Source organism: Corynebacterium gottingense, from assembly GCF_003693265.1.
GTDB classification, from domain to species: Bacteria; Actinomycetota; Actinomycetes; order Mycobacteriales; family Mycobacteriaceae; genus Corynebacterium; species Corynebacterium gottingense.
This window is the reverse complement of sequence record NZ_RDRE01000002.1, coordinates 178177-202816: the sequence shown is the minus strand read 5'-3', so window position 1 is coordinate 202816 and position 24640 is coordinate 178177. Positions and strand designations below refer to the sequence as shown.

At 66.2% G+C, this 24640-nt stretch carries 29 protein-coding genes; 17 read left to right on the top strand and 12 right to left on the bottom strand.

What is annotated here, in order from left to right:
* Window positions 1-1559 (bottom strand): glucose-6-phosphate isomerase (gene pgi, locus EAW56_RS02610; protein WP_122084903.1); only part of this gene is annotated, 1559 nt, incomplete at its 3' end.
* A 64-nt stretch (window positions 1560-1623) separates the two neighbouring features.
* The gene (locus EAW56_RS02605) at window positions 1624-1917 is read right to left on the bottom strand and encodes a chorismate mutase (protein ID WP_095277083.1); all 294 of its coding nucleotides are present in this window, start codon (window positions 1915-1917) and stop codon (window positions 1624-1626) included.
* A 101-nt stretch (window positions 1918-2018) separates the two neighbouring features.
* Here EAW56_RS02605 and pcrA point away from each other — a divergent pair, with 101 nt between their 5' ends.
* Complete coding sequence (gene pcrA / locus EAW56_RS02600) at window positions 2019-4355, top strand: DNA helicase PcrA (protein WP_122084901.1); 2337 nt, start codon at window positions 2019-2021, stop codon at window positions 4353-4355.
* Here the strand turns inward: pcrA and EAW56_RS02595 are convergent.
* Both EAW56_RS02595 and EAW56_RS02590 read right to left on the bottom strand, forming a co-directional pair.
* Window positions 4352-5044, bottom strand: a complete 693-nt coding sequence (locus EAW56_RS02595; protein ID WP_122084900.1) for a M23 family metallopeptidase — start codon at window positions 5042-5044, stop codon at window positions 4352-4354. The genes pcrA and EAW56_RS02595 overlap by 4 nt on opposite strands.
* A gap of 466 nt (window positions 5045-5510) precedes the next feature.
* Window positions 5511-6248: a M23 family metallopeptidase gene (locus EAW56_RS02590; protein ID WP_095277076.1), complete on the bottom strand. Its 738-nt coding sequence runs from the start codon at window positions 6246-6248 to the stop codon at window positions 5511-5513.
* A gap of 394 nt (window positions 6249-6642) precedes the next feature.
* Between EAW56_RS02590 and EAW56_RS02580 the strand changes: the two genes are divergently transcribed.
* The 7 genes from EAW56_RS02580 (at window position 6643) to EAW56_RS02550 (ending at window position 13222) form a co-directional block, all read left to right on the top strand.
* On the top strand, window positions 6643-7941 hold the full coding sequence (locus EAW56_RS02580; protein WP_147453243.1) for a cell division protein PerM: 1299 nt from the start codon (window positions 6643-6645) through the stop codon (window positions 7939-7941).
* A complete protein-coding gene (gene purN / locus EAW56_RS02575; RefSeq protein ID WP_095535756.1) occupies window positions 7934-8545 on the top strand; it encodes a phosphoribosylglycinamide formyltransferase in 612 nt (203 codons plus the stop codon). Before EAW56_RS02580 ends, purN begins: the two co-directional genes overlap by 8 nt.
* Window positions 8529-10055: a bifunctional phosphoribosylaminoimidazolecarboxamide formyltransferase/IMP cyclohydrolase gene (purH, locus tag EAW56_RS02570; RefSeq protein WP_122084897.1), complete on the top strand. Its 1527-nt coding sequence runs from the start codon at window positions 8529-8531 to the stop codon at window positions 10053-10055. Before purN ends, purH begins: the two co-directional genes overlap by 17 nt.
* Before the next feature lie 88 nt (window positions 10056-10143).
* On the top strand, window positions 10144-11055 hold the full coding sequence (locus EAW56_RS02565) for a serine hydrolase (protein WP_095545987.1): 912 nt from the start codon (window positions 10144-10146) through the stop codon (window positions 11053-11055).
* A gap of 53 nt (window positions 11056-11108) precedes the next feature.
* Complete coding sequence (locus EAW56_RS12510) at window positions 11109-11603, top strand: hypothetical protein (protein WP_147453242.1); 495 nt, start codon at window positions 11109-11111, stop codon at window positions 11601-11603.
* Window positions 11604-11738: 135 nt separating this feature from the next.
* Window positions 11739-12365: a hypothetical protein gene (locus tag EAW56_RS02555; protein WP_122084893.1), complete on the top strand. Its 627-nt coding sequence runs from the start codon at window positions 11739-11741 to the stop codon at window positions 12363-12365.
* Complete coding sequence (locus EAW56_RS02550; protein WP_244213327.1) at window positions 12359-13222, top strand: hypothetical protein; 864 nt, start codon at window positions 12359-12361, stop codon at window positions 13220-13222. The genes EAW56_RS02555 and EAW56_RS02550 overlap by 7 nt, the downstream gene beginning before the upstream one ends.
* A 9-nt stretch (window positions 13223-13231) precedes the next feature.
* Here the strand turns inward: EAW56_RS02550 and EAW56_RS02545 are convergent, their stop codons facing one another.
* The 5 genes from EAW56_RS02545 to rpmB all read right to left on the bottom strand — a co-directional run bounded on the left by EAW56_RS02545 (window position 13232) and on the right by rpmB (window position 15081).
* Window positions 13232-13909 (bottom strand): TetR/AcrR family transcriptional regulator, encoded by a 678-nt coding sequence (locus tag EAW56_RS02545; RefSeq protein ID WP_095545985.1) that lies wholly within the window; start codon window positions 13907-13909, stop codon window positions 13232-13234.
* Between the two features lie 199 nt (window positions 13910-14108).
* Window positions 14109-14357 carry a 30S ribosomal protein S18 gene (gene rpsR / locus EAW56_RS02540; RefSeq protein ID WP_095277051.1) on the bottom strand — a complete coding sequence of 83 codons (249 nt, stop codon included), beginning with the start codon at window positions 14355-14357 and terminating at the stop codon, window positions 14109-14111.
* Between the two features lie 14 nt (window positions 14358-14371).
* Window positions 14372-14677, bottom strand: a complete 306-nt coding sequence (gene rpsN / locus EAW56_RS02535) for a 30S ribosomal protein S14 (RefSeq protein ID WP_095277048.1) — start codon at window positions 14675-14677, stop codon at window positions 14372-14374.
* Window positions 14678-14680: 3 nt separating this feature from the next.
* Window positions 14681-14845, bottom strand: coding sequence for a 50S ribosomal protein L33 (rpmG, locus tag EAW56_RS02530; protein WP_006841072.1), 165 nt, complete (start codon window positions 14843-14845; stop codon window positions 14681-14683).
* Complete coding sequence (gene rpmB / locus EAW56_RS02525; protein ID WP_095277046.1) at window positions 14845-15081, bottom strand: 50S ribosomal protein L28; 237 nt, start codon at window positions 15079-15081, stop codon at window positions 14845-14847. Before rpmB ends, rpmG begins: the two co-directional genes overlap by 1 nt.
* Before the next feature lie 403 nt (window positions 15082-15484).
* Here rpmB and EAW56_RS02520 point away from each other — a divergent pair, with 403 nt between their 5' ends.
* The 7 genes from EAW56_RS02520 to EAW56_RS12505 all read left to right on the top strand — a co-directional run bounded on the left by EAW56_RS02520 (window position 15485) and on the right by EAW56_RS12505 (window position 20500).
* A complete protein-coding gene (locus EAW56_RS02520) occupies window positions 15485-15757 on the top strand; it encodes a type B 50S ribosomal protein L31 (protein WP_095277043.1) in 273 nt (90 codons plus the stop codon).
* 21 nt (window positions 15758-15778) lie between these two features.
* On the top strand, window positions 15779-15952 hold the full coding sequence (gene rpmF, locus EAW56_RS02515) for a 50S ribosomal protein L32 (RefSeq protein WP_095277040.1): 174 nt from the start codon (window positions 15779-15781) through the stop codon (window positions 15950-15952).
* A 95-nt stretch (window positions 15953-16047) separates the two neighbouring features.
* The gene (locus EAW56_RS02510; protein WP_095535748.1) at window positions 16048-16746 is read left to right on the top strand and encodes a response regulator transcription factor; all 699 of its coding nucleotides are present in this window, start codon (window positions 16048-16050) and stop codon (window positions 16744-16746) included.
* Complete coding sequence (locus tag EAW56_RS02505; protein WP_233125473.1) at window positions 16743-18206, top strand: sensor histidine kinase; 1464 nt, start codon at window positions 16743-16745, stop codon at window positions 18204-18206. The genes EAW56_RS02510 and EAW56_RS02505 overlap by 4 nt, the downstream gene beginning before the upstream one ends.
* Before the next feature lie 180 nt (window positions 18207-18386).
* The gene (locus tag EAW56_RS02500) at window positions 18387-19676 is read left to right on the top strand and encodes a S1C family serine protease (protein WP_095553234.1); all 1290 of its coding nucleotides are present in this window, start codon (window positions 18387-18389) and stop codon (window positions 19674-19676) included.
* A 66-nt stretch (window positions 19677-19742) separates the two neighbouring features.
* The gene (locus EAW56_RS02495) at window positions 19743-20309 is read left to right on the top strand and encodes a MogA/MoaB family molybdenum cofactor biosynthesis protein (protein WP_095535746.1); all 567 of its coding nucleotides are present in this window, start codon (window positions 19743-19745) and stop codon (window positions 20307-20309) included.
* The gene (locus EAW56_RS12505) at window positions 20306-20500 is read left to right on the top strand and encodes a hypothetical protein (protein WP_133064050.1); all 195 of its coding nucleotides are present in this window, start codon (window positions 20306-20308) and stop codon (window positions 20498-20500) included. The genes EAW56_RS02495 and EAW56_RS12505 overlap by 4 nt, the downstream gene beginning before the upstream one ends.
* Here EAW56_RS12505 and mscL read toward each other — a convergent pair.
* The 3 genes from mscL to EAW56_RS02480 form a co-directional block, all read right to left on the bottom strand.
* A complete protein-coding gene (mscL, locus tag EAW56_RS02490; RefSeq protein WP_095545981.1) occupies window positions 20497-20937 on the bottom strand; it encodes a large conductance mechanosensitive channel protein MscL in 441 nt (146 codons plus the stop codon). The genes EAW56_RS12505 and mscL overlap by 4 nt on opposite strands.
* 91 nt (window positions 20938-21028) lie before the next feature.
* On the bottom strand, window positions 21029-21658 hold the full coding sequence (locus tag EAW56_RS02485; protein ID WP_095535744.1) for an SAF domain-containing protein: 630 nt from the start codon (window positions 21656-21658) through the stop codon (window positions 21029-21031).
* A 36-nt stretch (window positions 21659-21694) separates the two neighbouring features.
* The gene (locus tag EAW56_RS02480; protein ID WP_095545980.1) at window positions 21695-22279 is read right to left on the bottom strand and encodes a 5-formyltetrahydrofolate cyclo-ligase; all 585 of its coding nucleotides are present in this window, start codon (window positions 22277-22279) and stop codon (window positions 21695-21697) included.
* 77 nt (window positions 22280-22356) lie between these two features.
* On the opposite strand from EAW56_RS02480, the gene EAW56_RS02475 reads away from it, so the two are divergent.
* Window positions 22357-23313: a UTP--glucose-1-phosphate uridylyltransferase gene (locus EAW56_RS02475; RefSeq protein WP_095545979.1), complete on the top strand. Its 957-nt coding sequence runs from the start codon at window positions 22357-22359 to the stop codon at window positions 23311-23313.
* Window positions 23314-23333: 20 nt separating this feature from the next.
* Complete coding sequence (gene glp, locus EAW56_RS02470; protein ID WP_122084891.1) at window positions 23334-24635, top strand: molybdotransferase-like divisome protein Glp; 1302 nt, start codon at window positions 23334-23336, stop codon at window positions 24633-24635.
* Window positions 24636-24640: the final 5 nt, after the last annotated feature.

Genomic DNA, 24640 nt, shown 5'->3' with positions numbered 1-24640 from the left:
GCGGCTGCGAGGTCGTTGGCCTGCTGCTTGCCCAGCTCAACGCCCCACTGGTCGAAGGAGTTGATGTCCCAGATGACGCCCTCGGTGAACACGATGTGCTCGTAGAGCGCGATGAGCGCGCCCAGGGTAAACGGGCTGAGTTCCTCGGCCAGGATCGTGGTGGTGGGGCGGTTGCCCGGCATGACCTTGTGCGGGGCCAGCTCGTTGCTCACGCCCTCCGCCTCGATGGTCTGCTGGTCCTTGCCAAACGCGAGCACCTTGGTTTGGGCGAAGAAGTTGCCCATCAGCAGGTCGTGCATGGAGCCGGTGCCGTCGGCGGTGGGGAAGTCCTCCTTCGGCGTGGCAAAACCGATGAAGTCCGCGGGCACCATCGTGGTGCCCTGGTGCAGGAGCTGGAAGAAGGCGTGCTGGCCGTTGGTGCCCGGCTCGCCCCAGAAGATCTCGCCGGTGTCGTAGGTGACCGGGGAGCCGTCGTGGCGGACCGACTTGCCGTTGGACTCCATGGTCAGCTGCTGCAGGTACGCCGGGAAGCGGGAGAGGTCCTCGGAGTAGGGGAGCACGGCGTGAGTCTGGACGTCGTAGAAGTTGCGGTACCAGACGTTGAGCAGGCCCATCAGCGCCGGGACGTTCTTGGACAGCTCGGTGGTGCGGAAGTGCTCGTCCATGGCGTGGAAGCCCTCGAGCAGGCGCATGAAGTCCATCGGGCCGATCACGGCCATGAGGCTCAGGCCGATTGCGGAGTCGACCGAGTAGCGGCCGCCAACCCAGTCCCAGAAGCCGAACATGTTGGTCGTGTCGATGCCAAATTCGGCGACCTTCTCCTTGTTCGTGGATACGGCGACGAAGTGCTTGGCAATCGCGGACTCGTCGCCGTCGAACTGCTCGAGCAGCCAGCGCTTCGCCGCGTGCGCGTTGGTCAGCGTCTCCTGCGTGGTGAACGTCTTGGAGGCGATGATGAATAGGGTCTCCTCCGCGTTGCAGCGGTCCAGCACCGCGGCCATGTCTGCCGGGTCGACGTTGGACACGAACTCCGCGGTGATACCTGCGGTGGCGTAGGCGCGCAGCGCCTTGGTCGCCATCGCGGGACCCAGGTCCGAGCCGCCGATGCCAATGTTCACGACCTTCTTGATGGTGTGGCCGGTGTGGCCGAGCCACTCGCCGGAGCGCAGGGCGGAGGCGAAGTCGCGCATGCGGCCGAGGACCTCGTGGACGTCGGCGGCGACGTCCTGGCCGTCGACCTCCAGGTCCGCCTCGGCCGGCAGGCGCAGCGCGGTGTGGAGCACTGCGCGATCCTCGGTGTTGTTGATGTGGGCGCCGTCAAACATCTGGCCGATCTTGTCCTGCAGGCCCGCTTCCTCTGCGAGGGCGGTCAGGGCGTCGAGCACGGAGGCGTCGATAAGCTGCTTCGACATGTCCACGTGCAGGCCTGCCGCCTCGAAGGTGAGGTTTGTCGCGCGGTTGCTGTCCGCGGCGAAGAGATCGCGCAGCGTGGTCTGCGACTTCTCGGCGTGCAGCTTTTCCAGGTTTTTCCAGGCAGACGTGGACGTGATGTCGGTCATTATTCCTCCCAAGGAAGTGCGAATCGTTCTCACCCCACGGTAGCCAAAAGTGCGGTGCGAGTGCCTAGCCCAGCTTCCCGCGGCCCAGGCGCAGCAGGATGTTGGCCAGGGTTGGGCCTTCCTCGCCCAGCTCGTCGCGGAACTGGTTAATGATTGCCACCTCGCGGGTGTGCACGAGCTTCGTGCCGCCGGATCCCATCCGCGTCTTGCCGATGGCGCGGGAGACCTCGGAGCGGCGCTTCACCGCGTCCAGGATCACCCGGTCCAGCCGGTCAATCTCCTTGCGGTACTGCTGAATCTCCGCGTCCGACAGCGGGTCATCGGTGCCAGAGGGCATGCGGATGTCAAAATCGCTCATGGCAGGACATTATGCCACGGCACCTGCGGATATGGACCGTTTTATCCAGGGTGTTCGAACGGGCTCGGGGCGATGTTGGGGCGGTGGGTACTCTGAACCGCATGACTGATCTGACCCTGGGACTCAATCCGCAACAGCAGGCGGCTGTGCAGCACGAGGGCTCGCCGCTGCTCATCGTCGCCGGCGCAGGCTCCGGCAAGACCGCCGTGCTGACCCGCCGCATTGCTTACCTGTTGCAGCAGCGCGGGGTCGCGCCGTGGCAGGTGCTCGCCATCACCTTTACTAATAAGGCGGCCGCGGAAATGAAGGAGCGCGTCGCCCAGTTGGTCGGCCCGGAGTCGGAGCGCATGTGGGTGGCCACGTTCCACTCGGTCTGCGTGCGCATCCTGCGCCAGCAGGCGCAGCTCGTGCCGGGGATGAACACCAACTTCACCATCTACGACTCGGACGATTCCCGCCGCTTGCTGTCCATGATTGCCAAGGACTTCAACCTGGACCTGAAGAAGTTCTCCGCGCGCACCCTGGCCAACGGCATCTCCAATCTCAAGAACGAGCTCGTGGACCCGGACACCGCGTTAGCGGACGCGGAGCGCACCCACAACCCGTTCGAGACCACCGTGGCCAAGGTCTTTGCGGAGTACCAGCGCCGCCTGCGCCAGTCCAACGCCCTGGACTTTGACGACCTGGTGGGGGAGGTCGTGCGCATTCTCAAGGAGCACCCGCAGGTCACGGAGTACTACCGCCGCCGCTTCCGCCACGTGCTGGTGGACGAGTACCAGGACACGAACCACGCGCAGTACGAGCTCATCCACACGCTCGTCGGCACGGGTGCGGACGCCCCGGAGCTCGCGGTGGTGGGCGACTCGGACCAGTCGATCTACGCGTTCCGCGGCGCCACGATCCGTAACATCGAGGAGTTCGAGCGCGACTACCCCAACGCGCGCACCATCCTGTTGGAGCAGAACTACCGCTCCACCCAGAACATTTTGAACGCGGCCAACTCGGTGATCGCGCAGAACGAGGGGCGCCGGCCGAAGAAGCTGTGGACCGACCACGGCGCGGGCGAGAAGATCGTCGGCTACGTCGCGGACAACGAGCACGACGAGGCCCGCTTCATCGCCTCGGAGATTGACCAGCTGTCAGACACCGGCGTCCCGTACTCCGACATGGCGGTCATGTACCGCACCAACAACGCCTCCCGCGCGCTCGAGGACATCTTCATCCGCTCCGGCATCCCGTACAAGGTGGTCGGCGGCACGCGCTTCTACGAGCGCCGCGAGATCCGCGACATCGTCGCCTACATGAAAGTTCTGGACAACCCCGATGACACGGTCAGCCTGCGCCGCATCGTCAACGTGCCCAAGCGCGCGATCGGCGACAAGGCCCAGGCCATGGTGGCGCTCCACGCGGAGAACCAGGGGGTGAGCTTTGGGCAGGCGCTTATCGACGCCGCGTCGGGGGACGTCGACATGATCAAAGCTCGCGCCAAGAACGCGATCAGCGGGTTCGTAGAGCTTATGGACGGACTGCGCAAGGAGATGCCGGAGCTGCGCAACGAGGTCACGGGCATGCCAGAACTGGGCCAGCTCGTCTCCCGTATCTTGGACGCGACCGGGTACAAGGCGGAACTGGAGGCGTCGAACGACCCCCAGGACGCGACCCGCCTGGACAACCTCAACGAGCTCGTCTCCGTCGCGCGCGAATTCTCCTCTGAGGCGGCCAACCAGGTCGCCTACATGTCGGACGAGGAGCTCGACGCCGTGATGGTGGAGGGCGAGCCCGCGCCGGGATCGCTGCAGGCGTTCCTGGAAAAGGTTTCTCTAGTGGCGGACGCGGACCAGCTGCCGGACAACGAGCAGGGCGTGGTCACCATGATGACACTGCACACCGCGAAGGGCCTGGAGTTTCCCACCGTCTTTGTCACCGGCTGGGAGGACGGGCAGTTCCCGCACCTGCGCGCGCTGGGGGACCCGAACGAACTGGCCGAGGAGCGCCGTCTGGCGTATGTGGGCATCACCCGCGCCAAGCAGCGGCTGTACCTCACGCGCGCGATGCTGCGCTCCTCGTGGGGGAACCCGGTGACCAATCCCGCCAGCCGCTTCCTCGCGGAAGTCCCGGAGGACCTCATCGACTGGCGCAGGACTGAGCCGAGCGGTACCGCCACGTCCGGCGCCTGGGGCTCGCCCGCGCCCCTCGGCGGTGGCCGGCGCTCGGGTTCGGGCCGGCGCTCGGGTCGCGGGGCCGGTTCCGGCGGGGTGAAGGTGCACAAGAACCTCAACCTGGCGCCGGGCGACCGGGTCAACCACGCCAAGTACGGGCTCGGCACCGTCCAGTCCGTGGACGGCGCGGGAGTGCGTGAGACCGTGACGGTGGACTTCGGCTCCTCCGGCACCGTCCGGCTCATGCTCATCGGCGGGCTGCCGATGGAGAAGATCTAAGAGATCCGGATGCCCTGCTGGGCGAACCAGGGGACGGGGTCGACCTGGTTCACGCCGTCGGGCTTGATCTCAAAGTGGAGGTGGGGGCCGGTGGACTGGCCCTCAGAGCCGATCTGAGCGATCTGCTCGCCCGCCGTGACGCGCTGGCCAACGGACACGTTGTACTGCGACATGTGGCCGTACACGGATACCTCGCCGCCGTCGTGCTGGATGATGACCCAGTTGCCAAAGCCCTGCGCAGGTCCGGCGTTGATCACGGTGCCGTCCATCACGGCGTAGATCGGGCTGCCCAGGCTGTTGGCGATGTCGATGCCGCGGTGCATGGTGCCCCAGCGCATGCCGAAGCCGGAGGTGAACGTACCGGTGGCCGGCGTGACCACGGTGCGGCCGTCCGCGGTGCGGCCGCGCTGCATGGTCACGCCGCCTTCGCCGTTGTCGGGGGTGAACTGGCTGCTGATCTCTTGGCCGAGCGCGCGGGGGTCGTAAACAATGCTGTAGTCGCCGACGGTGAGGGTGGCGCCGGACTCCAAAATGGTGTCCGCGGCCTTGGCCAGGTGCTTGACCGCATCCTGTTGGTTTTCTACCGGGGCGCCGTTGATCTGGATGGCCGGGCCGGCGAATGCCGGGGCGGGCAGCAGGGTGAGCGAAAGCGCCGTGGCAGCGACTGCGGCAAGCAGGCGACGTTGCATGTGCGACAAACCTTTACATTGAGGGGAGCGTATACCGCGTTAAAACTTAGCGCGCCGGCACCCCGTGAGCAACGCTCTGACGTGCATTTTTGTCGAAAGGTTGTGTTATTTTTCGCCATCCGCGCAGGTCAACACGGGTGTTACTGGAGTGAAAATTGTTGCAAAAGTGACGCGAGTTGAGGGGGAGTCCGGGGATGGGGGGTCGGTTTGGTTGGAAGCTGGGCGGATGCTCCACGCCCGACCTGGCCTGGGGTGGAAAAGGCGCGCCCCAAACGGCCCGTCCTGCATGACGAAGACTGGATGACGAGGGTGCGACGAAAATTCCGCGTCTTCGTCATCGCGTTCTCGTCAAACAGGCCAAAGCGCACCCCAACGGCACACCGAGCCGGGCCCGTGATCCCAGCGAACGCCGCAGCAACGCAAAACGCCCCGGGAAAACCGGGGCGTCAAGAGGGGAAGGAAGGTCTTAGAGCGAGATGCCGCGCTCTGCCAGCCAAGCGGCCGGGTCGACGGGCGTGGTGCCGTCCGGGTGGATCTCAAAGTGCAGGTGCGAGCCGGTGGAGAAGCCCATGCTGCCCATGCCGGCGATGTTCTGGCCGGCATGAACGCGCTCGCCGACTGCCACGTTGAGGGTCTGCATGTGGCCGTAGACGGAGACGGAGCCGTCATCGTGGCGCAGGCGAATCCAGTTGCCGTAGCCCTGCGCCGGGCCGGAGTCGATCACGGTGCCGTCCATAACGGCGAGGATCGGGGTGCCCGGGGAGTTTGCGATGTCCACGCCGTAGTGGAAGGAGCCCCAACGCGGGCTGAACGGGGAGGTGAATGCGCCCTCTGCTGGCTTGACGGTCTGCGGTGCGCGGGCGGCCTCGTCGGCCTTTGCTACCTCGTCGGAGTGTGCAACGGCCTTGTCCAGCTGGTCGGTCAAGTTGGTGACCGGCTTGTACTCGGAGATGGCCAGCACCTGCGGGGAGGAGGCGAGGGCGTCGGCGGTGGCGACGGCGTCGTCAACAAGCTGGTTGGTGTCCGCAGCCAGCTCGATGTCAACGTTGGAGGTCTGCGGGCCGTCTGCGGCCAGGGTTGCGGCGGCGGCGCCGGAGAGGCCGGCGGTGGAGACTGCGCCGGTGGTGACGGCGACCATGGCGACGCGACCCTTGTTCGGGGTCTGCTTGCGGTGCTTGCCGCCCTGCTTCGATGCGTTGTACATGTGCCCTCTTTGAAGCGTTCCGTTGGTCTGCGTTCCGCAACCTTCCCGGTAGCGGATCGTAACCTTCCTGTTATCTACGAGAGGCCACTGTAACGAATTGGTCTCGGCATGGCAAGCTGGATTCTAAAATTTTCTTAATCGTTTTCAGGTTGTTGATTCGTTACATAAATGCGCTCGCACGCGAGCGTGTAGCGCCTCATGCCCGGGCGGGCCCAGGACGTTGCATTTTGTTGGGAGTCGTCCGGGTATTTTACCGCCGCTGCGCGGGTACGCGGGGGAGTGTTGGACATCGGGCAGCGGCAATTCAGTGGCAAAGTTAACGACGATGAGCACCAATTCAAGCCCCCAAACAGGGCCCTCCTCGAGGCCGCAGCGGAGCCGCCCGCGCGTTACCTTGCGTGAACAGCGAGAATACAGTGAAGCAAGTGCGACGAGTGGGCCGAGTGAGCACAGTGATGCCGACGGGCGCGGGCAGGCTCGCCGGCCGCGTGGAGGCGTCGAGAAGCGCAAACGGCTGCGACAAGGCAACCGGACGCGTCGCGCACAGCAGCTGCGCGGCCGCCCAGAAAAGGCGGATGCGGTCCCGCAGACGTGGAGCGAGCGCATCCGCCACTACCTTGGCTTCGTGCTGGTCCCCAACGCGGTACTCGGGCTCGGCGCGATCGCGCTGTGCTTCGCGGTGCTGCTGATCGGTGGTTGGCCACTTTCGTACCTCCCGATGGCTATCGGCGAGACGTGGCTGGTCGGCCACGGCGTCCCGTTCGAGTTCGATGGCGTGACCCTCGGTGCGGTCCCGCTGCTGCCTGCGCTCGGCGCGATCGCCATCGTGGCTGCTCGCGTCCGCGCGGCGACCGCCCACCGGGTGAGCATCCTCGACCTGGGGGTGCTGCTCGCGCTCACTCTCCTCATCCCGCTCACGCTGTCCGGCATCGCCCTGTTTATGGTGTCGGATGCCTCGGCGGTCTACCCGGTCAGCAGCCCGCCTGCCGCGTTAGCGCTGCTCCTGCCGCCAGCGCTGCACTTCATCGGCTTCTGTTTCGGCCTCCGGACCGTCCTGTGGCGCGCGCTGGCCAAGCGAGGCGGGGTGCCGGAAGTGCTTATCGACGCCGCGCTCACCGCCCTCAACGCCATCCGGAACCTCGCAATCGCCGGCGGCGTCGTTGCCTTGGTCGTGCTGGCGCTGCACTACCAGCGGGTCGGTGACCTGGTCGCCGCTTACCCCAACCTCGGGGCCGCGGGTGGGCTGTGGCTGACGCTGCTGTGCCTGCTCTACCTTCCCAACGCTGCTGTGACGTCGATGGCGGTCCTGCTCGGCGGGTCCTTCGACTACGCCGGGGTGTCCACCTCGCTGTTCGCCTCCGGCAACGTCGCGCTGCCGCCGCTGCCGCTGCTGGCCGCGGTGCCGGAGAGCGTGCCGGCGTGGGCGCCGGTGTGCATGCTGATCCCGGCCGGCGTCATCCTGGCGTCGCTCTGGAAGGTCCGGCCGACGCTGGCGCAGGCGGGTGCGACGGGCGTGTGGGGCGGCGTGATCGGTCTGGTCCTCGGCGTGCTCACCTCTGGCGAGGCCGGTGCTTACGGGACCGTCGGCCCCACCGCGTGGAAGCTGGGAGTCCTCCTGCTCGGGTGGCTCGCGGTACTGAGCTTGCTGGTGTGGGCGGTTGCCGTGTTCCGCAGTGCGAAGCAGGATGACTAAGCTATGGCCCGTGAGTAGCCAATCATTGTCCGTTGCTGTGCTGGTTTCCGGCACAGGCAGCCTGCTCAAGGCGATTTTGGACGACATCCAGAGCCCGTACCGCGTCGATCTCGTCGTCGCGGACCAAGTATGTCCCGGCATCGAGCGCGCGAAGAACGCCGGTGTGCGCACCGCGGTCGTGCCTGTTGGCGATGATCGCGCTGCCTGGGATAGAGAGCTCGCGGCGACCGTGGCCAAGGCACAGCCTGACGTGGTCGTTTCCGCGGGCTTTATGCGTATCTTGGGCAGCGCGTTCCTGGATGAGTTTGAAGGGCGCACAATTAACACTCACCCCTCCTTGCTGCCCGCGTTTCCGGGCGCGCACGCCGTCGAGGACGCGCTGGAGTACGGCGTGAAGGTGACCGGCTGCACCGTCCACTACGTGGATGCTGGGATGGATACCGGCGAGATCATCGCTCAGCGCGCGGTGCGCATCCAGGAGGGCGACACGAAGTCCACTCTGCACGAACGAATCAAGCAGGCGGAGCGCGAGCAGATTGTGGGTCTGCTGCGCGGCGCCACCATCTCCGACGGGAAGGTACTGTTCAATGGGAATTCAGATTAAGCGCGCGCTGATCAGCGTGTACGACAAGACTGGCGTGGAGGATCTCGCCCGCGCGCTCGGCGAGGCCGGCGTGGAGATCGTCTCCACCGGCTCGACTGCCAAGCGCATTGCCGACGCCGGCGTCAACGTCACCGAGGTCGCCGAGCTCACCGGGTTCCCCGAGGTGCTCGAGGGGCGCGTCAAGACCCTGCACCCGCGCGTGCACTCCGGCATCCTGGCGGACCTGCGCAAGGACGCCCACGCCGAGCAGCTCAAGGAGCTGGGCATCGAGCCGTTCCAGCTCGTCGTGGTGAACCTGTACCCGTTCGAGGAGACCGTCGCCTCCGGGGCGGATTTCGACGCCTGCGTGGAGCAGATCGACATCGGCGGCCCCTCCATGGTGCGCGCCGCCGCGAAGAACCACCCGTCCGTCGCCGTCGTGACCAACCCGTCCCGCTACGCGGACGTCATTGATGCTGTGAAGGGCGACGGCTTCGAGCTGGAGGACCGCAAGCGCCTCGCGCTCGAGGCGTTCACGCACACCGCGCAGTACGACGCCGCCGTTTCCTCCTGGTTCGCCGAACAGCTCGGCGCCGAGGGGGCTGCCGAGGGCGACGCACTGCGCTACGGCGAGAACCCGCACCAGGCAGCCCGCCTGGTCAACGAGGGCTGGGGCATTGCCAACGCCACCCAGTTCGGTGGCAAGGAGATGAGCTACAACAACTACCAGGACGCCGACGCCGCGTGGCGCGCGGCCTGGGACCACGAGCGTCCCTGCGTGGCCATCATTAAGCACGCGAACCCGTGCGGTGTCGCGGTGTCGGACGATTCTATTGCCGACGCGCACGCGAAGGCGCACGCCTGCGACCCGGTCTCCGCGTACGGCGGCGTCGTCGCCGCGAACCGCGAGGTCACCGTCGAGATGGCGGAGCAGGTCAAGCCGATCTTCACCGAGGTCATCCTGGCTCCGTCCTACGAGGACGGGGCGATCGAGGTGCTTCAGGAGAAGAAGAACCTGCGCATCCTGCAGGTCGAGCCGAAGCAGCCCGGCGAGGAGCGGAAGCAGATCTCCGGCGGCTGGCTGGTGCAGGACCGCGACGCCTACCAGGCTGAGGGGGACGCCGCCTCGAACTGGAAGCTGGTCGCCGGCGAGGCCGCCGACGAGCAGACCCTGACCGACCTGGAGTTTGCCTGGCGCAGTGTGCGTTGCGTGAAGTCCAATGCGATCTTGATTGCGGCCCAGGGGGCGTCGGTAGGCATTGGCATGGGCCAGGTCAACCGCGTCGACTCGGCGAAGCTCGCCGTCGACCGCGCCAACACCCTGGACGAGGGCAAGAACCGCACCAACGGGGCCGTGGCAGCCTCCGACGCGTTCTTCCCCTTCGCCGACGGTTTCCAGCTGCTCGCCGACTCGGGCGTGAAGGCTGTGGTGCAGCCGGGTGGCTCCATCCGCGATGAGGAAGTCATCGCCGCCGCCAAGGAGGCCGGTGTGACGATGTACCTGACGGGGACTCGCCACTTCGCTCACTAATTTGCGGGGCACAGAATGGTATCCTACGTATACTTTTAAGGTCAGCCGTAAATAAACGGCAGTAACGTGACGTAGGGAGCGCAGATTCGTGTCCTCGCAACTTTCTTCGCAGCCGTGGGCGAAGCAAATTACCGCGGCGCTGATGGCCATGGGGATCTCCCTGCCGGTGATGCCGGCGGTGGAGGATCTCCCCGTCATCGGCGATGCGTACGTGCAGGCCTACAACGGCCTGCCCGACAACATCAAGCAACAGGTCCCGCCGCAGCTGCGGCCGAAGCAGCCCGGCCAGGCGGGGCAGCCGTCCCACGCGCCGGGCGCCGCCGCGCAGCCCGCCGTTGACCACCAGGCGGCCCTTGACGGGCTGGTACGCGCGGTGGAGGGGCACCACAACGGCCGCGTCGCCGTCTCGGTCGCGGGCAACGGCGCGCAGATCACCGCCGGAGACAACGCCGCTTACCCGGCGTTTTCCACCATGAAGGTGCCGCTGGCCATCGCCGCCCTGCGCCAGAGCCCGGGCTTTGCCAACGACGCCCGCCTGGCCATCACGGTCTCCGACAACGACGCCGCCTACCGCATGTACAACCAGGTCCCTGGCGCCGAGTCCGTCAAGGTGATCCAGCAGGCGGGTTCCGCCACGACGACCTCCGCGGCGTACGGGATGGATACCCTCTGGAACACCTCCGGCCAGGCGCAGTTTGCCTCCGGGCTGCGCTGCGTCGCGGGCCACGAGCCGGTGCTGGACCTCATGGGGCAGATCACCCCGGACCAGCGCTGGGGCCTTGGCCAGATTGGCGGTGCCCGCTTCAAGGGCGGCTGGAACACGCACGAGGACGGCTACGTGGCCCGGCAGTTCGGCCTGGTCCCGGGCCCGAACGGCGATGTCGCCGTGGCGATCACCGCGTTCAGCCACGGCGGCTACGCGGAGAGCACCCAAATGCTCAGCGAACTCGCACGCGGCCTTGACGGGATGCGCGGGACCCTGCCCACCGCGCGCTGCTAACCTCTTGTGAAACCTGCACACTCTGCAGGCCGAAATAAGAAAGGCGGTAGTGCGTGGTCGACCGACAACGCGAGTACGAGCGTGACCAGGAGGTTGACCCGCCTACCCAGGTCCTTCCCGCGCAGCAGGTCGATGAATATCAGGACGAGACTCAGGACGACGACCGCCGCGGGGCGGTTGGTACCTGGCTCGTCGGCGGTCTGGTCGGGGCGGCCGCGCTCATCATGGGGGCGCTCTTTTACACCTCGGTGAGTGGCCTCGCGCAGGGCGCGAAGCAACCCGAGAGTGTTACCAGCACCATGGTCGTGACGTCGACGCAGGTCACGGAGGTGACGACGACGAGGGTGGCGCCGGCTCCCGCGCCGACGAGCACGACGGCGCCGAAGACGTCGAAGACACCGAAAGCCTCAAAGACGTCGAAGAAGTCCTCGGCTGTGGCGTCGTCGAAGGCGGGCACGGGGGCGTCGACAAGCACTGCAACGGCGAGCAAGACGAAGAAGTCACAAGCCTCGAAGACGACCAAGACCAGCCCGACGACGAGCCGGTAGCGCACCCAGCTGGCGGTGAGGGAAATGCGCGGTGAATTTCAACATTTTGGCAGATGTTGATTTATCATTTCCCAGAACCCCCAATTTGCATACATGACCCTCGGCGCGCCCCCGCGCCTCGGGAAAGGCGCGACAATGAGCAGTAAGTACGGCCAAGGCGACGTGAACCCCAGCACGGAGCAGTGGGCCGCCGCGGACACCGAGACGGTACAGTTCTCGGGCCAGTACCCGCAGCAGCCCCAGCAGCAATACGCACCGCAGCAATATCCACCACAGCAATACGGTCCGGCGTACGGCCAGGGGCAGTACCCGTACCACGAGGAGAATCGCCGAAACTGGACCCCGTGGCTCATCGCCATCATTGGGGTCCTGCTCGCCGCGATAGTGGGCGTGCTTGCGTACCTGTTTGGTTCCGGGGCGTTCAGCGGCTCGAGTGAGCCGGTGACCATTACGGATGTGGAGACCCAGACGCTCCAGCGGGAGGCGCCCGCCCAGCAGCAGGCCGAGGAGCCCGCCCCGGCGGCCCCGGCGCCCGCGCGCCACACGTACTCGCACTACGCGGCCGATACCGGGGTGACCACCGGGCCGTTTGCCGCGAACGTGTACAGCGCGTTCGTCGACGCGTACAACAATTCGGGCAGCACGAACGTCACGATCTCTGCGTACAGCCCGCGGACGGGATACACCTACACCATGTCGTGCAGCGGCGGCAGCACCGTGTACTGCTCCGGCGGCAATAACGCCAGGGTCCGGATTTGGTAGTCCCTCTCCGGCTCGGCGTTGCGCTCGCCGCGTCCGCCTGCGCCTTGTCGTCCTGTACCGTGCCGACTGGGCCGCAGCAGGAACCACCGACAGTCGTGGTGAAGTCCACCGAGTTCGTTACGCCTCCGCCCGCCCCGTCCACCACAGAACGCCGCGCCGCGGCCCCTGACGCGCAGTCGCTTCTCGACGCCACCGTGCAGGCCGCCTCCGCCTGGGGCACCGCCGGTGCCGCCGTCGCCGGGCCGAACGGAGTCGTGGCGTCAGGGGAGCAGGGGGCAACCGCGGCGTGGTCGACGATCAAGGTGCCCATCGCGATCGCCGCGCTCCGCGCCGATCCCGCTGCCTCCGGCGACGTCGCCGCCGCCATCACCGCCTCGGATAACGCCGCTGCGGAACGGCTCTACGCCACCGCCGGTGCCGACGCGGTGGATGCGGTGCTCAGCGAGTCCGGCCTTACCGTGCCGGTAAATACGGCGAAGACCCGTCCGGAGTTCTCCACGTTCGGCCAGACCGCCCTCTCGGTCAGCGATGAAGCGCAGCTCGCCGACTCGCTCGCGTGCATTGCTGGCGCCGGGCAGGTGCTCCAGCTCATGGGGCAGGTCGACCCGGGCCAGTCCTACGGCCTGGGGACGCTTGGGGCCCTGTTCAAGGGCGGGTGGGGCCCGGACACAGCAGGCATGTATCAGGTGCGACAGTTCGGGCTTGTGCCGCGCACGGACGGGAGCTACGCGCCCGTCGCGCTCGCCGCGTTTCCCGCGGACGGCGCGTACGACACAGGGCAGCAGATGCTCAGCGCGATGGCGCAGCGGTTGGGGGAGGGGACCGAGTTTCTGCCGGCGGCGCGCTGCCAGCCGTAAGCCCCGCTGCTACTCCGGATTCCCCGACACCTTCGCCACCAGCTCGAGGGTGCGCTCGCCGCGGCAGGCGGGGAGCTCGGTGTGGAGCACGTCGAGCACGGCATCGGCGATCATGACTGAGGGGGCGGGTAGGGCATCGTCGACAAGCGGGTAGGGCGCCACACCGGTGTTGTCGCGCATCTCAATCGCGGCGAGCGTCATGTGGAACGGAAGCTCGATGCGGGGGTCGTCATCGCCGACGATTTGCGCCGCGAGGTCGCGGTAGATGCCCTCGAGCTTCGCGCGCGCCTCGTGGTACTCCTCGAACTCCTCCGATTCCAGCGTCGGCAGCTGGTAGAGGCGACCGATGTTCCAATTGGAAGACAGCAGGATGCGCGTCTCGGCGGCGCACAGCGCCCACAGCTTCAGCGCTGGCGACGCGTCCGACTCCGCCAAGTCCGAGGCGAGGTCTAACGCCGGTTGGATCGTGCCCTTGAGCAGGGTGAGGAAGATGTCGTTCTTGGAGGGGAAGTGGTAGTACAGCGACGCCTGGCGGATGCCCACGGCCTCGGCGATCTGGTGCGTAGACGTGGTGGAGAAGCCGCGGCGGGTGAACAGTTCCGAGGATGCGTCGAGGATTTCGTCGCGGGCTGTCTTGCCGCGACGACGGGGGCTGTTCTTGCGGGGGCGACCCACGTTTCCGCTCATCCACTACTCCTCTCAAAACGGCGCCGGTCTGCAGGGAAGGCAGCGACGCGTGTGCGTTCCTAGTCTACTGCACGCCGCGGCCTTTCAATCGTTAGAAAGGTAGCGGCAGCGCATGAAAAAGCCTGCCCCGCACCGGAATCACATCCGGGCGGGGCAGGCTTTGGGTCGAAAACTCTACGCTGTTGACGTCAACCGCTGGTTAGCGGGTGGTGAACGGCAGAAGAGCCATCTCGCGCGCGTTCTTGACGGCGGTAGCAACCTGACGCTGCTGCTGCGGGGTCAAGCCGGTGACGCGGCGGGAACGGATCTTGTGACGGTCAGAGATAAACAGACGCAGGGTCTCAATATCCTTGTAGTCGACCTTCTCAATGCCCTTGGCCTTGAGCGGGTTCTTCTTCGGGCGGCGGGACTGCTCCATGCGCGCCTTGCGTTGGTTATTGCGCTTCATTGGTCAATTCCTCCTTACCACGAAGACTTACGGACGCCAGGCAGCTCACCGCGGTGAGCCATCTCGCGCATACGGACACGGGACACACCGAACTTACGCAGGTAGCCGCGGGGGCGGCCATCGCGAGAGTCACGGTTGCGCACGCGCGACGGGGAAGCGTCGCGGGGCTGGCGGTTCAGCTCAAACTGCGCGTCCAGGCGGTCCTCGTCCGAGGTCTCCGGGTTGCGGATGATTGCCTTGAGCTCGTTGCGTCGCTCTGCGTAACGAGCAACGATCTCCTTGCGCTTCTCGTTCTTGGCGATCTTCGACTTCTTAGCCATTGATTATCGCTCCTCGCGGAATTCGACGTGCTTGCGCACAACCGGGTCGTACTTCTTCAGCGTGATGCGATCCGGGTTGTTGCGCTTGTTCTTGCGGGTGACGTAGGTAAAACCAGTGCCCGCGGTGCTCTTCAGCTTGATGATCGGGCGAATATCGTTACGTGCCATTAGATCTTCTCACCTCGTGCGCGGATCTTTGCCACGACGGACTCGATGCCGTCACGGTCGATGATCTTCAGACCCTTGGTAGAAACGTTCAGAGTAATGGTACGGCCCTCGGAGGGCAGGTAGAACCGGCGCTTCTGCACGTTGGGGTTCCAACGGCGCGAGTGGCGGCGGTGCGAGTGCGAGACGGTCTTGCCAAACTTTGGCTCGCGTCCCGTGACCTGGCAATGTGCCGACATGGGTTGACTTCTTTCTCTTCTGCCGCCCACGCACTGATCACAAGTGAGGATGACGCCACTGCAAAGCGGAGTGAGGGTCCGCGAGAGCGTCTGGTGCAATCGGTTGACGTAGGCGTATACGTGTACTTCGACAACAGCGAGAGTCAACGATACATGCCGGGCTGCGGTTTTCCTAATTCGGTGCGTGCAAGGGGGCAGTATGCTTGACGACGCCACGTTCTCGGCGGGGTGGCGGGGCGTCGAGAAGCAAAATGCAGAGATTAGGTAATGGGGGACCTGAGCTGTATGCTTGTGCGAGTTGTCCGGCGGGAGCCGGGCGTAATGTCAGTTTTTCGCACCCAACTCAGGCACGATCCTCGCGGAGGAGACGACCTGAAGTTCAATCCTGAGGGAGACGAAGTATATGAAGAAGGATATTCATCCGGATTACCACCCGGTGATTTTCCAGGACGCGAACACGGGCCACAAGTTCCTGACTCGCTCCACCAAGACCTCCGACCGTACCGACCAGTGGGAGGATGGCAACGAGTACCCGCTCATCGTTGTCGACGTGACCGCTGAGTCCCACCCGTTCTGGACCGGCGCACAGCGCCTCATGGACACCGCTGGCCGCGTTGAGAAGTTCAACCAGCGCTTCGGTGGCATGGCTCGCCGTAAGAAGAAGTCCGCTAACTAGGCGTAAAGGAGGAATTGAGAAATGGCTACCCCGAAGTTTAAGAAGTCCCGCGCAAACACCCGCATGCGTCGCTCGCAGTGGAAGGCTGACAACGCCGCACTGCAGACCGTCAAGATCGACGGCCAGGAAGTTCGCATCCCGCGTCGCCTGGTCAAGGCCGCGCAGGCTGGCCTGATTGACGTGGAGCAGTTCTAAACGCAGCTCCACCGGAAGCCGGTTCCCTGACCTGGGGAATCGGCTTTTTTGCGGTCTTATGCACCAAAAATCATCGAGTAAGCCATAATAGAAACATGAAAATTCTTGTGGCCGATGATGAGCAGGCCGTGCGTGAATCCTTACGGCGCTCTCTTCGCTTCAACGGGTACGAGGTGTGCCTGGCGGAAGATGGCGAAGAGGCGCTGGATCTGATCCGCGCGGAAGAGCCGGACCTGACCATCCTTGACGTGATGATGCCTAAGCTTGACGGGCTTGGCGTGTGCCGTACGCTGCGTTCGTCCGGCTACGATCGGCCCGTGCTGATGCTTACGGCGCGTGACGGCGTGTCTGACAGGGTGGCGGGGCTGGATGCCGGTGCCGACGACTACCTTCCCAAGCCGTTCGCGCTCGAAGAGCTCCTTGCCCGCGTTCGCTCCCTGCTGCGCCGTGCCCGCGCGGATTCCATCGAGGGCGGCGACCACGAGTCCTCCGCGCTGAAGTTCGAGGACCTCACGCTCAACCCGGAGACCCGAGACGTCACGCGCGGCTCCCGTACCATCTCGCTGACGCGCACCGAGTTCGCGCTGCTGCACCTGCTGATGCAGAACCCGCGTCGCGTGCTCACCCGCCAGACCATCCTGGAAGAGGTGTGGGGCTACGACTTCCCAACCTCCGGCAACGCGCTCGAGGTGTACATCGGCTACCTCCGGCGCAAGACGGAGGCTGCGGGCGAGCCGCGCCTGATCCACACCGTCCGAGGCGTTGGTTACGTGCTGCGGGAGACTGCACCGTGATCCTTCGGCAATCAGCCGAGACTTACCAGCGCGATAAGGACGCGTGGATCGACGAGCAGGGGGGCGCGGAGGCGTCAGGTTTCCGCGGCTCTCGGTTCCTTGGGCTCGGACTTTCTCTGCGCCAGCAGCTCGTGGTGCTGACTGGCGTGATGGTCGCCTTCACCATCTTGGTCACCGCCCTGGTCAGCTTCTGGGCTGCCGCCACGACGATCACGAATTCAATGGATAGCGACCTCCGGGTGAAGGCGGATGCGCTGATGGACGAGGTGGAAAGGCATCCCGTCGATGAGCTTGAGGGGAAGATAGCGGCGTTTAAGTACTTCAACCCGCAGATCCACGCAGCGGTGTCGCCGCCGCAGTCCAATCGCTATTACGGCGATGCGATCGCGATCGGTGGGGCGTTCCACAGGGAAGCGGACGGCGAAGAAATCTCGGTCCGTACTGCGGGCGGGGAGCGCATCCTGGTCCTCCGCAAGGACGACGGCTCTGCGGTGGCGCTCGCCCAGCAGGTGGATCCCTCGCGCCGGCTGCAGGGCAGCTCCGGTGCGGCGCTGCTGGTCATCCTGTGCCTCGGCATTGCGATGGCATGGGCCGTCGCGTCCGTTGTCGCCGCGACCGGTTTGTATCCACTGCGCAGGCTGCAAAAAGCGGTGGACGAGGTGACCCGCACCGAGGAGCTCAAGCCGCTCCCGGTTGAGGGCGACGACGAGCTCGCGAACATCAGCCGCTCGTTCAACCGGATGATCCAGACGCTCCAGGACTCGCGTACCCGACAGACGCAGCTCGTCGCAGACGCGGGCCATGAGCTGAAGACGCCGCTGACGTCCATGCGCACCAACATTGAGCTGTTCATGATGATGTACAAGTCCGGCCACCAGGACATGATCTCGCCCGAGGAGCGCGAGAACCTGGAGCGGGACGTGCTGGCGCAGATGGAGGAGATGTCCACGCTGATTGGAGACCTCGTCGACCTTGCGCGCGAGGACTCTCCCAACACGGAGTTCACTGAGCTCCGTCTCGACATGATCCTGGAGGAGGCGCTGGACCGCGTGCGTCGCCGCCGCCCGGACGTCACGTTCCAGTTCCACGCCGACCCGTGGGTCATCATGGGCGACCACTTCGCCATGGGGCGCGCGCCGATTAACCTGATCGACAACGCCGCCAAGTGGTCCCCGGACGGCGGCACCGTCCGCATCTCGCTCAAGGCGGCCACGACGAAGGCGGTGCTGATTGTCGACGATTCCGGCCCCGGCATTGCGCCGAAGGAGCGCGCCCGCGTCTTCGAACGGTTCTACCGCGCCCCGGAGTCGCGCGCGATGCCGGGCTCGGGCCTGGGGCTGGCGATTGTGAAACAGGTACTCGACCGCCACGACGCCCAGATCTTCGTCGAGGAATCCGACGACGGGGGCACCCGCATGCGTGTTGTGTTCCCGGGGTGGCGCCCGCCCGCGGAGGACTAGCAAGCGCGTGTGCGCACGGTCGCGTTGCCCCGCTTGGTGGGAGGGATCTCACCGGGCGGGGTTTCGTCGATAAGCGGCATTGCACCAGTGCACAGCGCACAGGGAACGTTCAGATAACTTTAGGTGGAGTCTGTTCAGGCATCAAGACTGGCTCCAGCAGAAAGGTTGATAATTACCTCCATGACTTTTCCAGAGGATCCACGCAACCCCCGTCGCGCAGCGAGCGGCGGCTCGGATCGTGTTACCAGCAACACAGATACATCTCCCGCACTGACCGAGACGCGCCAGGGCCAGCCGACCGTGTACCACGTCGACCAGGTGCCAAGCGCGCCGGAGGGGGCTCGCGAGAAGCGTCGTTTCGGGGCGGGGACCGTCATCGCCACCGCCCTCGTCGCCGCGCTTGTCGGTGGCGCTAGCTCCGGGTACGTGGTGAGCAAAACCAACGACGGTGAGGAGAGCTCGTACAGCGCCCTGGAGGCGCCGGCAGCCCCGGCTCCGCAGAACGACCAGCAGAACGACCAGGGGGAGGCACACGCGGCGCCGAAGGGCTCGGTCGAAGACGTGGCGTCGCAGGTCCTGCCCGCCGTGGTCTCGATCGTGGTGCAGACGCCGCGTGCGTCGGCGGAAGGCTCCGGCTCCATTATCTCCTCGGACGGCTACGTGCTGACGAACCACCACGTGATCGCCGATGCGGCGAGCTCGCAGTCCCAGATCCAGGTCACGCTGAATGACGGTTCGCGCCACGACGCCACCTTCGTGGCCAGCGACGTGAACACCGACGTCGGCGTGATCAAGATTGAGGGTGTGAAGGACCTGCCGACGATGCAGTTCGGCGACTCCGACCAGCTCGCCGTCGGCCAGGAGGTGGTGGCCGTCGGCTCTCCGCTGGGCCTGTCCGCGACGGTGACCAGCGGTATCGTCTCGGCGCTGAACCGACCGGTGCGGGCGTCGCAAGGCGGTGGCGAGAGCTCGCTGATGGACGGCATCCAGACGGACGCCGCGATTAACCCCGGTAACTCGGGCGGACCGCTGGTGGACATGCACGGCAACCTCATCGGGATGAACTCCGTGATTGCGTCGCTGTCTGCGGGCGGCTACGGGCAGGAATCGCAGGGCGGCTCCATCGGCCTGGGCTTTGCAATCCCGTCCAACTTTGCCAAGCGCGTGGCGCAGCAGCTGATTGACAAGGGCAGCGCCTCTCAGCCGATGCTGGGCGTGCGAGTCAGCGCCATGGACATGGGCGACGACGGCGCCGTCGTCGCCGGCGTGGAGCCGAATAGCCCGGCGGAGCAGGCTGGCGTGCGTAGGGGCGACGTGATCACCAAAGTGGGCGACCGGCTGATCGATTCCGCCGACGCGCTCATCGCGGCGACGCGTTCCCACGACTTCGGCGAGACGGTCACCCTGCAGATCCGGCGGGAGGGGGAGGAGGCTCCCGTTTCCGTAGATGTGACGCTGAGTTCCGAGTAAGTTAAAGGACACTCCTCCGGTCGCGGGGCCGGAACAACGTCGAAGCGAGAGAGGGAAAGAAGGCACATGTCCACAACACTTGATGCGCTGGAAAACGTGGAGCCGGACGACGCGTTTTTGCGGGCCACCGAGCTCGCGGAGGACACTCCCGCCCCGTCCCGGGCCATCATCGTGCTCATCGGTGATCACCGCTACGAGGCCCCCGGCGACAACACGCACGAGATGGTCGCGGAGTTGCTGGGCGAGTACGGCTACCACGTCGATGGCGTGGTGCGCACCAAGTCGAAGAAGTCCGAAATCCGCAAGGTGATTGAGACCGGTGTGGTCGGCGGCGTCGACCTCGTGCTCACCGTCGGCGCGACCGGGGTCGGCCCGCGCGACAAGGCGCCGGAGGCCACGCGCGCGGTGATTGACAAGCTGGTGCCGGGCGTCTCGCAGGCGGTTCGCTCCTCCGGCCAGGCCTGCGGCGCCGTCGACGCGTGCACCTCCCGCGGCATCTGTGGTGTGTCCGGCTCCACAGTGGTGGTCAACCTGGCTCCGAGCCGGCAGGCGATTCGTGACGGCGTGGCCACCATCGCGCCGCTGGTGGACCACCTGATCTCGGAGCTCAACAGCTACACCGTGCAGAAATGACGCGGCAGCGGCGAAGGGCGCGGCGCGTCGCGGACGTGGACTACGACCGCACGGCGGACGCGCCGTTCACGGGGGCCGGGGGCGATGGCGAACGCGCGGTGTCCTTTGAGGAAGACGGCGACCCGGCCGCGGAGCTGACGGGGCGGGAGTTCTACGACTACGAGCGCCCGCCCCACCACGGTGGGGACTAGTTGCTGGTCGCGGGCGGGGTGGTGCTGCCTGCCTGCTCCGGGGACTGGCCGGCGAGCAGGTCGCGGATCTCAGTGAGCAGCTCCGTTTCGGTCGGGGCAGCGACGTCTTCGGGGATGCCCCGCTTTCGCTTCTGCATCTCATTGAGCTTGTTCATCGGCGCGACGATGAGGAAGTAGACCACCGCGGCGATGAGCAGGAAGTTGATCGCGGCGGAGACCAGCATGCCCAGGTCGAGGGCGGTCTCGGGGCGGCCCGGGATGACCGGAATCTTCCAGCCTTCGCCCACCTCGGCGTCGCCGAAGATGTTGAGCAGCGGGTTGATGATGGCGTCAGAGAACGCCGTGACCAGCCCGGTGAAGGCGGCGCCGATGACAACACCGACGGCCAGATCGATGACGTTGCCGCGCAGAATATAATCGCGGAAACCTTTCAGCATGAAACATGCACTCCTTTGCAAGAGCATTGCGTAGTGGGGGAAGAAACGGCACCGCCATGCGTGCGCATGGCAGGTGTCAAGGATACGCAGTTTATGCCGGCGTGCCAGCAGAGGCCAAAACAACGGCGAGGGGCATGCTTAACGACGCCGCCGCCACCGCCGACGCCTGCGACCGCCGCATCAGCACGAGCACCGTGCCCTCTTCGCCAACGGTGACAATGCGCCCGCCGGAGGCGACCGTCGTCGGCCCCTCCGCGATCACGTCCACGACGGCGCCGTGGTGCAGCATGGGCAGGATGTCCGGCTCCGCGAGCGCCACCGGCACCATGGTGAACGGCTCTCCTTCCGGCTGGCCCGCAACGAGCTCGCTCACCAGGTCGGGGCCGACGAGCCGGGTGGAGGTGACCACCTCGCCGGGCGCGGCGCCCGCGGCGAGGATGTGCCCGCTGGCCAGGGACTGCTCCCGCAGCGCGCCCTCCGGGACGACGCGTTCGGGCACCCGCTGCAGCTGCAGGTCCTCATCGGTGACGCGGGCGCCCGCGGCGACGGGGCGGGCGAAGGTGACAACCAGGGGGTCGGCGCGGGACGCGTTGAGCAGCGCGCTGAGGCCTGCGGCGCAGACGAGTGCGGCGGCGAGCGCGCGTCGGAGGAGCACGGAGCGTCGATAGCCCGGGGTGCGCAGGCGGTGGGCGAGTCCAGTGAGTCGTTGCGAGAGGTCCATGCATATTAGACGCAGCCGGACGCGCGGCGGTTCCCTCTACACCGAAATTGCCCGCCACCCGCGCGGCGTGATGATCGCGCGCACGGGGACGTCGTGCGCGTCGTGGGGGACAGCGTCGACGACCTCCTCGTCGTAGAGCACCGCCGCCGTGGGCACGTCCAGCCCAGCGAGCGCCCGGTCGTAATAGCCGGCGCCCTTGCCCAGCCGCATCCCCCGGGCATCGACGGCCAGCGCGGGAACCAGGAGCAGCGCGCAGGAGGAGAGGACGCGGGAGTTGAACCGGGCACCGGTCGGTTCCGCGACGCCGAGCGCGCCGGGCTGCGTCGCCCCGTCCGCCAGCGACCACGCCAGCACACAGTCCGGCAGCGAGATTGGGACGAAGACGCTCCGCGCGTGGCGGCGCAGCTGCGCGGCGAAGTCTGCCGGGCCTGGCTCGGTGGGGAGCGGATTGTAGGCGGAGATGTTGGCGCCACGTGCGCCGAACGCGTCGATGCAGGCAACAGCGTTGGTCAGGATCGCCGCGTCGAGCGCTGTCTTGCGGGCGGGGTCGTGGCGGAGCCGGCGGCGGAATTCGGTGTGGCGGGCGCGCAGGGCTCGCTTGTCCTCGGTTGGCGTTGGCATGGTGGCCCCCTTCGGGTTGGGCGGAGAACGTGGGTCGGAGCAAAATAGCAGCAACTGGCCATGTAGGCTCGACATTTATGCGGAATTCTAACGAAGTATCATCCGTGCCTTCCCATGGTGCGGTGAAGACGGTTGTCGTGCCGGCGGCGGGTATGGGTACTCGTTTTCTGCCGGCGACGAAGACGGTGCCGAAGGAGCTTTTGCCGGTGGTGGATACTCCCGGTATTGAGCTGATCGCGGAGGAGGCGGCCCAGCTGGGTGCGCAGCGCTTGGCGGTGGTGGTGGCTCCTCAGAAGGAGGAGATCATGGCTCACTTCGGCGAGTTTTCCACGCTGCGCGAAACGCTTGCTGCGCGCGGTAAGGACGAGCAGGTGGCAAAGGTCGCCCGCGCTGGTGAGCTGATTGATGCGATTTCGGTGACGCAGGATAAGCCGCTGGGGTTGGGGCACGCCGTGGGGTGTGCGGAGGACGCGCTGGATGATGACGAGGACGTTGTCGCTGTCATGCTGCCGGATGATTTGGTGTTGCCGGCGGGTGTGATGGAGAAGATGGTCAAGGTGCGCCAGGAGCTTGGTGGCTCGGTGTTGTGCGCGTTTAACGTCAGCCGTGAGGAGGTGTTCAACTACGGCGTGTTTAACGTTGAGGAGGTGGACACCGAGGTTGATGGTGTTGAGGTCAAGCGTGTGCGTGGCATGGTGGAAAAGCCTGCGGTGGAGGATGCGCCGTCGACGTTGGTGGCCACGGGTCGCTACCTGCTGGATCGGGCGATTTTTGACGCGTTGCGTCGGATCGAGCCGGGCAAGGGTGGTGAGTTGCAGCTGACTGATGCGATCGAGCTGATGATCACGGAGGGCCACCCGGTGCACGTGGTGGTGCATGACGGGAAGCGCCACGATTTGGGCAATCCGGGTGGTTACATCCCGGCGAATGTGGACTTTGGGCTGCACAACGAGAAGTATGGTCCGGCCTTGTACACGGCGCTGAAGCAGATTATCAGCGACTTCGAAGCGGAGAATCCCGATATTGTCCGCTAGTTCCCACTAGGATTGGTCCAATGCGCAGCGTTGAAGACCAGCAAGCAATGGTGGTAGACGCGGCGGTGACGCCTGAGCCGATCCGCGTCGGAATCCTTGATGCCCTCGGCCTCATGTGCGCCGAGGAAATCGCCGCAACCGCCCCGTTGCCCAGCTTTTCACAGGCAGCGGTTGACGGCTACGCCGTGCGCTCCGTGGACGTGGGCGGCACCGCGGGCCTGCGCCTCGCCGCGGAGCCCCCGGAGGAGCAGGACGGCGGGGAGACTACGGAACGCCGCACACCGCACCGCGACCGCACGCTGCCCGTGGTGGGGGAGGTCGCGGCGGGCTCGCAGAAGCCGCTTCGCCTCCAGCCGCGCCAGGCCGTGCGCGTTGCCACCGGCGCGCCGCTGCCAACGCTCGCGGACGCCGTCCTCCCGCTGGAATGGAGTGACCGGGGGCGCAAGCGCGTCACCCCGTCGCGCGCCGTGCGCACCGGCGACTTTGTCCGCAAACCCGGCTCGGACATCCAGCCGGGGGACATCGCCGTGCGCCAGGGCTCGGTGCTCGGGCCGGCGCAGATCGGGCTCGTGGCCGCCGCGGGGCGCGAGAAGGTGCTGGTCTACCCGCGCCCGCGCGTGACCGTGATGAGCTACGGCCTCGAGCTGGTGGACGTAGACCGCGACCCGGGCCTTGGGCAGGTGTACGACGTCGCGTCGTACACCGTTGCAGCCGCCGCCGAGGAGGCCGGCGCGGACGTGGTGCGCGCGGGCATCGTCAACGCGGAGCCGCGCCGCCTGCGCGAGACCATCGCCGGGCACATCGCGCGGTCCGAAGTAGTCATCGTGATCGGCGCCGTTGGCGGTTCGGGCGCGGACGTCATCCAGGACGTGCTGCGCGAGATGGGGGAGCTCGACACGCAGCGCGTGGCCATGCACCCCGGGTCTGTGCAAGGCTTCGGCCTGCTCGGCGAGGAGCGTACGCCCGTCTTCCTGCTGCCGTCCAACCCGGTCAGCGCGTTGGTGATTGCGGAGACGCTGGTGCGCCCGGCGATCCGGCAGTCGCTTGGGAAGGCGAGCGTCGCGCGCCGCACGGTACAGGCCCGCTCGGTGCGCCACATTGATTCCATCAAGGGCCGCCGCGGCTACATTCGTGCGCGCCTCATGCGCGACATGGAGACGGGGGAGTACCTGGTGGAGTCGCTGGGCACACTCGACGGTAGCGCGGCGCACCTGCTTGCCGGGTTCGCCGAGGCCAACGCCATGATTCGCATCCCCGAGGACGTGCTCCAGGTGCGCCCGGGCGAGTTCGTGGATGTTGAATTCCTGCAGCAGCGCAGCTAGGAACC